Source organism: Streptomyces sp. NPDC050211 (assembly GCF_040656035.1).
Lineage (GTDB): Bacteria > Actinomycetota > Actinomycetes > Streptomycetales > Streptomycetaceae > Streptomyces.
On sequence record NZ_JBFALC010000065.1, the window covers coordinates 25,040 to 35,891 of the forward strand.

The 10,852-nt window shown below is 68.3% G+C and carries 11 protein-coding genes; all 11 read left to right on the top strand.

What is annotated here, in order from left to right; genetic code table 11:
• Positions 1 to 62 precede the first annotated feature (62 nt).
• The 11 genes from AB0I98_RS40375 to AB0I98_RS40425 all read left to right on the top strand — a co-directional run bounded on the left by AB0I98_RS40375 (position 63) and on the right by AB0I98_RS40425 (position 10,793).
• Positions 63 to 1,622 carry an arabinogalactan endo-1,4-beta-galactosidase gene (locus AB0I98_RS40375; protein ID WP_362950607.1) on the top strand — a complete coding sequence of 520 codons (1,560 nt, stop codon included), beginning with the start codon at positions 63 to 65 and terminating at the stop codon, positions 1,620 to 1,622.
• 181 nt (positions 1,623 to 1,803) lie between these two features.
• Entirely contained in the window at positions 1,804 to 2,091 is a 288-nt protein-coding gene (locus tag AB0I98_RS40380; protein ID WP_362950609.1) for a helix-turn-helix domain-containing protein, read from the top strand.
• Between the two features lie 36 nt (positions 2,092 to 2,127).
• Positions 2,128 to 3,090 (top strand): SMP-30/gluconolactonase/LRE family protein, encoded by a 963-nt coding sequence (locus AB0I98_RS40385; protein ID WP_362950611.1) that lies wholly within the window; start codon positions 2,128 to 2,130, stop codon positions 3,088 to 3,090.
• 140 nt (positions 3,091 to 3,230) lie between these two features.
• Entirely contained in the window at positions 3,231 to 3,722 is a 492-nt protein-coding gene (gene crcB, locus AB0I98_RS40390; RefSeq protein WP_362950613.1) for a fluoride efflux transporter CrcB, read from the top strand.
• Positions 3,719 to 4,078: a fluoride efflux transporter CrcB gene (gene crcB / locus AB0I98_RS40395; protein WP_362950615.1), complete on the top strand. Its 360-nt coding sequence runs from the start codon at positions 3,719 to 3,721 to the stop codon at positions 4,076 to 4,078. Before crcB (AB0I98_RS40390) ends, crcB (AB0I98_RS40395) begins: the two co-directional genes overlap by 4 nt.
• 70 nt (positions 4,079 to 4,148) lie before the next feature.
• Entirely contained in the window at positions 4,149 to 4,985 is an 837-nt protein-coding gene (locus AB0I98_RS40400) for an undecaprenyl-diphosphate phosphatase (RefSeq protein WP_362950617.1), read from the top strand.
• 151 nt (positions 4,986 to 5,136) lie between these two features.
• Positions 5,137 to 5,814 carry a FadR/GntR family transcriptional regulator gene (locus tag AB0I98_RS40405; protein WP_328370021.1) on the top strand — a complete coding sequence of 226 codons (678 nt, stop codon included), beginning with the start codon at positions 5,137 to 5,139 and terminating at the stop codon, positions 5,812 to 5,814.
• Positions 5,811 to 7,253, top strand: a complete 1,443-nt coding sequence (locus tag AB0I98_RS40410) for an amino acid permease (protein ID WP_362950620.1) — start codon at positions 5,811 to 5,813, stop codon at positions 7,251 to 7,253. Before AB0I98_RS40405 ends, AB0I98_RS40410 begins: the two co-directional genes overlap by 4 nt.
• Positions 7,254 to 7,285: 32 nt before the next feature.
• Positions 7,286 to 8,302: an asparaginase gene (locus AB0I98_RS40415; protein WP_362950661.1), complete on the top strand. Its 1,017-nt coding sequence runs from the start codon at positions 7,286 to 7,288 to the stop codon at positions 8,300 to 8,302.
• 115 nt (positions 8,303 to 8,417) lie between these two features.
• Complete coding sequence (aspA, locus tag AB0I98_RS40420) at positions 8,418 to 9,827, top strand: aspartate ammonia-lyase (RefSeq protein ID WP_362950623.1); 1,410 nt, start codon at positions 8,418 to 8,420, stop codon at positions 9,825 to 9,827.
• A gap of 45 nt (positions 9,828 to 9,872) precedes the next feature.
• On the top strand, positions 9,873 to 10,793 hold the full coding sequence (locus AB0I98_RS40425) for a glutaminase (protein ID WP_362950625.1): 921 nt from the start codon (positions 9,873 to 9,875) through the stop codon (positions 10,791 to 10,793).
• Positions 10,794 to 10,852 lie beyond the last annotated feature (59 nt).

A 10,852-nucleotide genomic window follows, 5' to 3' on the forward strand; every position in this document is an offset into this window, starting at 1 on the left:
CCTCACCTCCCCGGCGAGGGGCACCCCCATCCCCATTCACGTCGAAGGGACGACGGACGACGATGTTCCATCCCAGACGCACCCTGAGAGTCCTGCTGCTGCCGCTCGCGGCGGGCCTCGCCCTCACCGCCCTGCCCGCGCAGACCGCCCAGGCGGCGAGCACCCTCACCAACACCGGGTTCGAATCGGACGGCGGGGGAGCCGCCACGCCCGCCGGCTGGTCGGAGTACGGCTCGACCGGCGCCTCGTACGTCGAGTCCGGGGGCCGCAGCGGGAGTTACCGGCTGAGCCACTACTCGTCCGCCGCCTACAAGGTGGAGACGTACCAGTACCTGTCGGGGCTGACCAACGGCAACTACAAGCTGACCGCCTGGGTCCGTTCGGGCGGCGGGCAGAACTCCGCGTACATAGCCCTGAAGAACTGCGGGAGTTCGGAGCAGCGCACCGATCTTCCGGTGTCCGCCAGCGGGTGGATCCGGATCGTCGTGCCGATCAATGTGACGAACAACCAGTGCACGATCAGCATCAACAGTGACGCGAACGCGGGCAACTGGATCAACGTTGACGACCTGAGCTTCACATCGGGTACGTCCAGTACGTCGATCCATGGTGCCGACATCTCCTCGCTCGCCAAGAGCGAGGCCAAGGGCGGTGTCTACAAGAACAGCTCCGGCACGACCGGCGACGCCCTCGCCATCCTCAAGTCGAGCGGCATGAACTACGCGCGCCTGAAGGTCTGGGTCAACCCGGCCGACGGCTACAACAACAAGGCGCGCGTGCTGGCGACGGCCAAGCGCATCAAGGCCCAGGGTATGAAGCTGCTGGTCGACTTCCACTACTCGGACACCTGGGCCGACCCGGGCACCCAGTCCAAGCCGAGCGCGTGGGCGGGCCACTCGTACAGCCAGCTCAGGACCGACGTGTACAACCACACGTACGACGTGTTGAACGCGTTGAAGGCGCAGGGCACCACTGCCGACATGGTCCAGGTGGGCAATGAGATCAACGGCGGCATGCTGTGGTCCGAGGGTTCCACGGACAACTGGACGCAGCTCGCCGGGCTGCTCAACAGTGGATACGACGCCGTCAAGGACGTCAACTCGTCCACCACCGTCGCCCTGCACCTCGCCAAGGGCGGCGACCTGTCCGGCACCCGCTGGTGGTTCGACAGCGCGGTCTCGAACGGCGTGAAGTTCGACGCCATCGGCCTGTCGTACTACGGCTACTGGCACGGCTCGCTCTACGACTTCCAGACGACCCTGGACGACGCGGCCTCCCGCTACGGCAAGCCGGTCTTCGTCGCCGAGACGGCCTACCCGTTCCGTCTCGACAGCGAGGACTCGCACGAGAACATCATCGACCTCGCCGGCGAGCTGGTCTCCGGATACCCGGCCTCGACCGCCGGGCAGACCCGGTGGATGAAGGACATCGCCAGCATCGTGGAAGCCGTCCCGAACGGCCGTGGCCTCGGCGTCTTCTACTGGGAGGCGACCTGGACCGCGAGGAACGGCAACGGCTGGGACCCCACCGACGCCGCCTCCGGCAACGGTTGGGAGAACCAGGCCCTGTTCGGCTACGACGACAGGGCACTCCCGGCGATGGCGTGGTTCAGCCACCGTTGAGCGCGTGACGAAGGGCCCGGCCGCCGTGTGCGGCCGGGCCCTTGTCCGTATCCGCGCGACGACCTGGGAGGCGCACGGGCGTGCGATATCGGACAAACGTGGCGAAGTTCCGGACGGGGCGGTCTGGTCTGCGGAAGAGTGGGCACACGCGGTCCGAGGAGGCCAGGACGGAGGGGACGCGATGTTGAGGACTCCCGTCAGTGAACGGCGGCTGGACATCCTGGAGTGGCTCAAGGACCCGGCCGCGCACTTCCCGCCGCAGCGGCACGGCGACCCTGTCGAGGACGGCGTCACCGCGGCTGCCGTCGCCGCGAAGCTCGGCGTGCCCCGCTCGGTCGCGGAAACCCACCTCGGCCTGCTCACCGCCATCGGCCTGCTCCGCACGAAAAGGATCCGGCTGCGCACCTACTACCGGCGCGACGAGGTGCGGATCGCCGAGGTGGCGCGGATGTTCGAGAAGGGCTGGTAGCGGCGTACACCCCCCGACCGCGAAGGGCACGAACGCATGGACCGTCCCACCGCTCTCGTCCCCCGGCACTACGTCGCGATCGGCGGCCGTGGCCCCGAGGACGTGGTGGCCGATGCCCGCGGCCGGGTGCTGACCGGCGTCGAGGACGGCCGTATCCTGCGCATCGATCGTCTGACGGAGCCGTTCGCCGCGCGCGTCGAGGTCATCGCCGAGACCGGAGGCAGGCCGCTCGGCCTCGAACTCCTCCCGGACGACGCCCTGTTGGTGTGCGACGCCGTGCACGGGCTGCTGCGCGTCGGCCTCGCCGACGGGATCGTCCGTATCCTCGTCGACTCGGTGGCGGGGGAGCGGCTGCGGTTCTGCAGCAATGTGATCGCCCTGTCCGACGGCAGCGTCTGCTTCACCGTCTCCAGCCGCCGCTACCCCCTGGAGCACTGGATCGGCGATCTCGTCGAGCACACCGGAACAGGCCGTCTCCTGCGACTGGCACCGGGCTCGGACACGCCCGAAGTGCTCCTGGAAGGCCTCCAGTTCGCCAACGGGCTGGCCGCGAGCGGCGACGAGTCCTTCCTGGTCGTCGCGGAAACAGGGGCCTGCCGCCTCATGCGCTACTGGCTCACCGGGCCGAAGGCGGGACACGCCGAACCCTTCGCCGAGAACCTCCCCGGCATGCCCGACAACCTCTGGCGCGGCGGACCGGACGGACCGATGTGGGTGTCCCTGGCCGGACCGCGTGTCCCCCCGCTCGACCTGCTCCACCGCGCCACCCCCGCCGTGCGCCGCGCCGCCGCACGCCTCGCCGTGCGCGCCCCCTTCCGCCCGACCGCGTGGGCCGGCGTCCTGGCGCTCGACGACGAGGGCACCGTCCTGCACCACCTCACCCGCCGCCGCTCCCGCTTCCGCATGGTCACCAGCGTCTGCGAGACCGACGGCCACCTGATCCTCGGCAGCCTGTGGGAGCGGGGCGTGGCCGTGTGTGAGGCACCGGTCACGAAGTGACCTGCGCGAACCGCCGGGGTTACCCTGGTCCCCGGCCGCGATGACTCCTCGCGGCACGGCGGTGGGGCCCGCCGTACCCGAACCGCGGCATCCGTGCCGCCAACGGTCCCTACTGGCAACCGCAGTAGGAGACGTACGACGTGACAGCCCCCAGAACCACACACTTGAGCACACCACGCCGACCCGCCGCGCGCGGACAGGCATCCGTCCTGGCCGTGATCGCGCTGGGCGGAGGCATCGGCGCGGTGGCGCGCTACGCGGCTTCCCTCTGGTGGCCCACGCAGCCGGGCGGGTTCCCCTGGGCGACCTTCTGGACCAACGTGGCCGGCTGTGCCGTGATCGGCGTGTTCATGGTGGTGATCACCGAGGTGTGGTCCGTTCACCGCCTAGTGCGCCCCTTCTTCGGCACCGGAGTGCTCGGCGGCTTCACCACCTTCTCGACGTATGCCGTCGACATCCAGAAACTGGTCGACGCCGGCCACCTGAACACGGCGCTGGCCTACCTCGCCGGGACCCTGCTCGCGGCGCTCATGGCGGTATGGCTCACGGCGACGGCGACCCGGCGCGTATTGCGAGGGATACGGATCGAGAAACGGGGCGAATCGGACCTGAACGGTAAGAAGGCATTGTGAACTGGCTGCTGGTCGTCGCGGGTGCCATGGTCGGTGCCCCGCTCCGCTACCTCACCGACCGGGCGGTGCAGGCGAGGCACGATTCGGTATTCCCCTGGGGCACCTTCGTGGTGAACATCGCCGGGTGTCTGATCCTCGGCCTGGTGACCGGAGCCGCGAGTTCCCACGTTCAGCTGCTGCTCGGCACCGGTTTGTGCGGAGCGCTCACCACGTACTCGACCTTCTCGTACGAGACGCTGCGGCTGACGGAGACCGGGGCGGGGCTCTACGCCGCCGCCAATGCCGCCGGGAGTGTGGTGGTCGGGCTGGGCGCGGCTTTCGCCGGGGTGTGGATCGCCCAGACGGTGTGGGTGTGACGCGGGACCACACCCGCGCGCGGTAAGACTGGTCACCGCACTGTCGGTCACCTCGCCAGAAGTGGATTCCATGAGCGCCATCAACGTCGGTCAGGCCGTCGTCCTCGGAGCCATCGAGGGGGTGACCGAGTTTCTGCCCGTCTCCTCGACCGGCCATCTGAAGATCGCCGAAGGACTGATGGGCATCCCCGTGGACGATGACGCCGTCGTCGGGTTCTCCGCCGTCATCCAGGTCGGCGCGATCGCGGCCGTGCTCGTGTACTTCTTCAAGGACATCGTGCGGATCATGACCGCCTGGTTCCGGGGCCTCGCCGACCGCGAGGAGCGCTACCACCACGACTACAAGTTCGCCTGGTGGGTGATCGTCGCGACGATCCCGATCGTGGCGGTGGGCCTGGCCGCCAAGCCCCTCATCAAGGGACCGCTGGCCTCCCTATGGGTGGTCGCGGGCTCATTGATCGTCGGCAGCGGCGTGATGTGGGCGGCGGACCGGATGGGGCGGCACAAGCGAGGGGAGGACGACACGTCCTTCAAGGACGCGATGCTCGTCGGGAGCTCGCAGATCCTCGCCCTGCTCTTCCCCGGCTTCTCGCGCTCCGGCGCCACCATGTCCACGGCGCTGATGCTCGGCCTCGACCGGGTGGCCGCCACCCGCCTGTCGTTCTTCCTCGGCATCCCGGCCCTGACCGGCGCCGGGATCTACGAACTGAAGGACGCCCTAGGCACGGGCGCCGGCACCGCCCCGCTGGTCGTCGGCACCCTGGTCTCCTTCGTCGTGGCCTATGCCTCGATCGCGTGGCTGCTGAAGTTCGTCGCCAAGCACTCGTTCAACGCCTTCGTCATCTACCGCATCGCCGTGGGCCTGCTGCTGTTCGGTCTGCTCGGGACAGGCATGCTGAACAGCTGACATGCCGGGGTGTGAGGTCTTTCAGTCCTCACACCCCTGAAATTCTTCTTTCACCCGGGCTTGACAGCACCCTTCCGTCGCCCGGAGTATCACTCCCGTGAACCTGTCAGACAGCCGGACAGCCAGTCAGCCGCCGCGGCGGATCAGCGCCATGGAAGCGGTGCTGGCACACCTCCGCGGCGCCATCGAGCGCGGTGAGTACGCCATCGGGGACAAGCTCCCCTCCGAGGCCGAGCTCTGCCGCACCCTGGAGATCAGCCGGCCGGTGCTGCGCGAGGCCCTGCGGGCGTTGCAGACGATGGGCCTGACTGTCTCCAAGACCGGCAAGGGCACCTTCGTCGTCGCCAACACCGTCGAGGACCCCACCTTCGGCGACTACGCGGCCAGTGACCTCCTCGAGGTGCGCCGCCACGTCGAGATCCCGGTCGCCGGGTACGCGGCGGCGCGCCGCACCCCGGAGAACCTGGATCATCTGGCTCACCTCCTCGACCGCATGGAGCGGGAGACCGACACCACCGCGTGGGTCGCGATGGACACGCTCTTCCATCTGGCCGTCGCCGAGGCCGCCCAGAACCCGGTGTTCCGCCGGGTCATCGAGGAGATCCGCGACGCACTGGCCCGTCAGTCGGCATTCCTCAACGAACTGGGCGGCCGGCGCGAGCAGTCCAACCGCGAGCACCGGGCGATCGTCGAGGCCCTGGTCGACGGCAGCGAGCAGGACGCGGTCGATGCCATGACCCATCACCTCGACCGCGTCGAGACGACTCTCACCGACATCGTGCGCTCCGCGCGCACGGACACCCCCACGGAAGGCGGACCCGAGGCGTGAGCGAGCAGTCCCTGCACGACGGTGTGCAGAAACGTTCCGGCCATGTCGATGCCGGAGACGAGGGCTACAGCAAGTCCCTGAAGTCCCGGCACGTCAACATGATCGCCATCGGTGGCGCCATCGGCACCGGCCTCTTCCTCGGCGCCGGCGGCCGCCTCGCCGAGGCCGGCCCCTCGCTCTTCATCGCCTACGCGGTCTGCGGAATCTTCGCCTTCCTCGTCGTCCGGGCCCTCGGCGAACTCGTCCTGTACCGGCCGTCGTCCGGCGCCTTCGTGTCGTACGCCCGGGAATTCATGGGCGAGAAGGGCGCGTACACGGCCGGCTGGATGTACTTCCTCAACTGGGCCACGACCGGTATCGCCGACATCACGGCGGTGGCCACATACACGCACTACTGGGGCATGTTCTCCGACATCCCTCAATGGTTGATCGCATTGATCGCCCTCGCGGTCGTGCTGACCGTCAATCTGATCTCCGTCAAGATCTTCGGTGAGCTGGAGTTCTGGTTCGCGATCGTCAAGGTCAGCGCGCTGGTGATCTTCATGTGCATCGGGATCTTCCTCCTGGTCACCCAGCACCCCGTCGACGGTGCCACTCCCGGGCCGTCCCTGATCACCGACAACGGCGGCGTCTTCCCCAACGGCATGCTGCCCATGCTGCTGATCATCCAGGGCGTCGTCTTCGCCTACGCCTCCGTCGAACTGGTCGGCGTCACCGCGGGGGAGACCGAGAACCCCGAGAAGATCATGCCGAAGGCGATCAACTCGATCATGTGGCGTGTGGGCCTGTTCTATGTCGGCTCGGTCGTCCTGCTGTCGATGCTGCTGCCGTGGCACAAGTACAGCGGCGGTGAGAGCCCTTTCGTGACCGTGCTGTCCAACATCGGCGTCCCGGCGGCGGGCGGCGTGATGAACCTCGTCGTCGTCACCGCGGCCATGTCCTCGCTCAACTCCGGCCTGTACTCCACCGGCCGCATCCTGCGCTCCATGGCCGTGAACGGCTCCGCGCCCAAGTTCACCTCCGTGATGAGCCGCAGCCGGGTCCCGTACGGCGGAATCCTGCTCACCAGCGGTATCTGTGTCCTCGGCGTGGGCCTCAACTTCGTCGTCCCCGCCGACGCGTTCGAGATCGTCCTCAACTTCGCGGCGATCGGCATCCTGGCGACCTGGGGCATGATCATGATCTGTCACCTGCTCTTCTGGCAGAAGACCCAGAAGGGCGAGCTCACCCGCCCCGGCTACCGACTGCCGGGCTCCCCCTGGACCGAACTCGTGACGCTGGCCTTCCTCGCCTCCGTTCTGGTCCTCATGTACGCCGACGGCGGCGCCGGACGCACCACCGTGCTGTGTCTGCCGCTGATCGCCGCAGCGCTGGTCGCGGGCTGGTACGCCATCCGCGGCCGTACGGCGCGCAAGTCCCCGACCGGAGCCGACGCGTGAACCGCGTATCGGCCGAACCCAATCAGGCAGTGATGTACAGCAGTTCCCTCGTGGACGCACCCCTGATCCGCGAACCCCTCCACGCCCCCGTCGCCCACCTCATACGCGGCGGGGTGATCGAGGGCATCCACTACGGCTCCGTCGTCGTCCTCGACTCCGCCGGCCAGGTCCAGTTCCAGCTCGGCGACATCGAGGCGGCCTTCTATCCGCGCTCGGCGCTCAAGCCCGTCCAGGCCGTCGCCATGGTGCGCGCCGGGCTGCCGCTCGATGGAGAGCTGCTGTCGCTCGCCGCGGCCAGCCACTCCGGAGAGGAACGCCACCTCGCCGGGACCCGGCGGATCCTGGAGCTGGCCGGCGTCACCGAGGACGACCTCCGCAATGTGCCGGACCTGCCGTTCGACCCGGTCGTCCGGGACTCCTGGGTGAGGGAAGGCCGCATGCCGTCCCGGCTCGCCCAGAACTGCTCCGGCAAGCACGCGGCCATGCTGTACGTCTGCCGGCTCAATGGCTGGTCTCTGGAGGGCTACCTCGACCCTGAGCACCCCCTTCAGCAGGCGATCGCCGAGATCGTCGAGGACCTCACGGGGCAGCGGATCGCGGGGGTGACCGTCGACGGGTGTGGTGCGCCGCTGTTCTCCGTGTCGCTGCATGGGCTGGCTCGGGCCGCCGCGCGGATCACCACCGCGGCGCCGGGTACGCCCGAGGCGCGGGTCGCCGACGCGATGCGGGAGCATGCGGAGATGGCTTCCGGGTCGGGGCGGGATGTGGCGGCGTTGATGCGGGCCGTGCCGGGGCTGCTTGCCAAGGACGGGTTCGAAGGGGTTCAGGTTGCGGCGCTTCCTGATGGGCGGGCCGTTGCTGTGAAGATTGCGGATGGTGCCAATCGTGCGCGTGTGCCGGTTGCTGCGGCGGCGCTTGCGTGGGCCGGGGTTGATCCGGGGGTGCTCACTGAGTTTCAGGGTGAGGCGCTGCTGGGGGGTGGGCGGGCGGTCGGGTGTGTGCGGCCTGTTCGGTCGCTGGAGCCGGTTGTTGTTTCGGCTTGCGCCTAAGGATGTGCCGGATTTCTTGTTTGGCGACTGCGGGTCGTTTGTGGCTGGTCGCGCAGTTCCCCGCGCCCCTGAAGGGGCGCTCACCCTCACCCCCTGAGAAGGAGACGCTTCCCTCATGACCGCCGTCACCCGCCGTGAGCACGATCTGCTCGGAGATCGTGATGTCCCCGTCGATGCGTACTGGGGGATCCACACCCTGCGTGCCACGGAGAACTTTCCCATTACCGGTACGGCGATTTCGGCCTACCCGCATCTGATTGACGCGCTCGCTGCCGTGAAGGAGGCCGCTGCTCTTGCGAATGAGGAGCTGGGGCTGCTGGAGGCGAAGAAGGCCGCTGCCATTGTGGAGGCTTGTCGTGAGATTCGGGACGGCAAGTTGCATGACCAGTTCGTGGTCGATGTGGTGCAGGGCGGTGCCGGTACGTCGACGAATATGAATGCCAACGAGGTCGTCGCGAACAGGGCGTTGGAGCTGCTCGGGTATGCGAAGGGGCAGTACGAGTACCTGCATCCCAACGAGGACGTCAACCTCGGGCAGTCGACCAATGACGTCTACCCGACCGCGGTCAAGATCGCGACGGTGTTCGCGGTGCATGGGTTGCTCAAGGCGATGTCTGTACTGCAGGACGCCTTCGCCCGCAAGGCTGTCGAGTTCCGTGCTGTGCTCAAGATGGGCCGTACACAGTTGCAGGACGCGGTGCCCATGACGCTGGGCCAGGAGTTCTCCGCGTATGCCGTCATGATTGACGAGGACCGCAGCCGTCTTGACGAGGCTGTCGAGTTGATCCAGGAGATCAACCTGGGTGCCACGGCCATCGGCACCGGCCTCAACGCGCCCGCCGGTTACGCCGAGTCGGCGCGCCGCCACCTCGCGGACATCACCGGGCTGCCGCTCGTCACGGCGGCCAACCTGGTCGAAGCCACCCAGGACTGCGGTGCGTTCGTCCAGATGTCCGGCGTGCTGAAGCGGATCGCCGTGAAGCTCTCCAAGAGCTGCAACGACCTCAGGCTGCTGTCGTCGGGCCCGCGCGCGGGCCTGGGTGAGATCAACCTGCCGCCCGTGCAGGCCGGTTCGAGCATCATGCCCGGCAAGGTCAACCCGGTGATCCCGGAGGTCGTCAACCAGGTCGCCTTCGAGGTGATCGGCAACGACGTCACCATCACCATGGCCGCGGAGGCCGGGCAACTCCAGCTCAACGCCTTCGAGCCGATCATCCTGCACTCGCTGTCCGAGAGCATCACGCACCTGCGGGCCGCCTGCCTGACCTTGGCCGAACGGTGCGTGTCCGGCATCACCGCCAACACCGAGGCGCTGCGGGCGAGCGTGGAGAACTCCATCGGCCTCGTCACCGCCCTCAACCCGCACATCGGGTACACGGCCGCTACCGACATCGCCAAGGAAGCCCTCGCCACCGGACGCGGAGTCGCCGAACTCGTCCTGGAAAAGGGCCTGTTGCCCGCCGAGCGGCTGGCCGATCTGCTGCGGCCGGAGGTCGTCGCGGGCAGCGGCTCACCTCTCGCCTGACCTGCACACGCACACCAGGACCGGTCCGGAGGCACAATAGTGATCATGACGTCCCCGACCTTCGCACCGGTCCTGGAACGCATCGCCGACGAGATCCGGCGGCTGCCCGGCCGTGGCCACCCCGCCGACTACATCCCCGCGCTCGCGGCCTGCGACCCGCGCAGCTTCGGCATGGCGGTCGCGGAGCCGGACGGCACCGTGTACGGCGTGGGGGACTGGCGGCAGCCGTTCTCCACGCAGTCCATCACCAAGGTCTTCACCCTCGCCCTCGTCCTCGCCCGCGAGGGCGACGCGCTCTGGGAGCACGTGGGCCGGGAGCCCTCCGGCAATCCCTTCAACTCCCTTGTGCAGTTGGAGTATGAGAACGGCATCCCGCGCAACCCGTTCATCAACGCGGGCGCGCTGGTCGTCACCGACCGCCTCCACACCCGTACCGGCGACGCGGCCGGCGAACTGCTCACGTTCCTGCGCGCCGAGAGCGGCAACCCGGACCTGACCTTCGACAAGGACGTCGCCGCCTCCGAAGCCGCCCACGGCGACCGCAACGCCGCCCTCGCCCATTTCATGGCGTCCTACGGCAACATCGACACCACCGTACCGGCCCTTCTCGACCAGTACTTCCGCCAGTGCTCCATCAGAGCCTCCTGCGCCGACCTCGCCCTGGCCACCACCTTCCTCGCCCGCCACGGCATCCGCGCCGACGGCACCCGCCTCCTCACCCGCAGCCAGGCCAAACAGGTCAACGCGGTGATGCTGACCTGCGGCACCTACGACGCGGCAGGCGAGTTCGCCTACCGAGTGGGCCTTCCCGGCAAGAGCGGTGTGGGCGGCGGCATCATCGCAGTGGTGCCGGGCCGTTGCGTGTTGTGCGTGTGGAGCCCGGGTCTGGACGAGCGGGGCAACTCGGTGGCAGGCGTAGCGGCGTTGGATCGTTTCACGACACTGACGGGCCTGTCAGTGTTCTAAGAGGGGTCTAAGTGGGGTTTGTGCAGCGCCGGGACCTGCAACAATCACACACCGGTAAC

Excerpts from the sequence above, each read along its gene's own strand:
- AB0I98_RS40380 (WP_362950609.1), top strand. The coding sequence starts at position 1,804 with ATGTTGAGGACTCCCGTCAGTGAACGGCGGCTGGACATCCTGGAGTGG.
- AB0I98_RS40375 (WP_362950607.1), top strand. The coding sequence starts at position 63 with ATGTTCCATCCCAGACGCACCCTGAGAGTCCTGCTGCTGCCGCTCGCG.
- AB0I98_RS40400 (WP_362950617.1), top strand. The coding sequence starts at position 4,149 with ATGAGCGCCATCAACGTCGGTCAGGCCGTCGTCCTCGGAGCCATCGAG.
- AB0I98_RS40415 (WP_362950661.1), top strand. The coding sequence starts at position 7,286 with ATGTACAGCAGTTCCCTCGTGGACGCACCCCTGATCCGCGAACCCCTC.
- AB0I98_RS40385 (WP_362950611.1), top strand. The coding sequence starts at position 2,128 with ATGGACCGTCCCACCGCTCTCGTCCCCCGGCACTACGTCGCGATCGGC.
- aspA (WP_362950623.1), top strand. The coding sequence starts at position 8,418 with ATGACCGCCGTCACCCGCCGTGAGCACGATCTGCTCGGAGATCGTGAT.
- AB0I98_RS40405 (WP_328370021.1), top strand. The coding sequence starts at position 5,137 with ATGGAAGCGGTGCTGGCACACCTCCGCGGCGCCATCGAGCGCGGTGAG.
- AB0I98_RS40425 (WP_362950625.1), top strand. The coding sequence starts at position 9,873 with ATGACGTCCCCGACCTTCGCACCGGTCCTGGAACGCATCGCCGACGAG.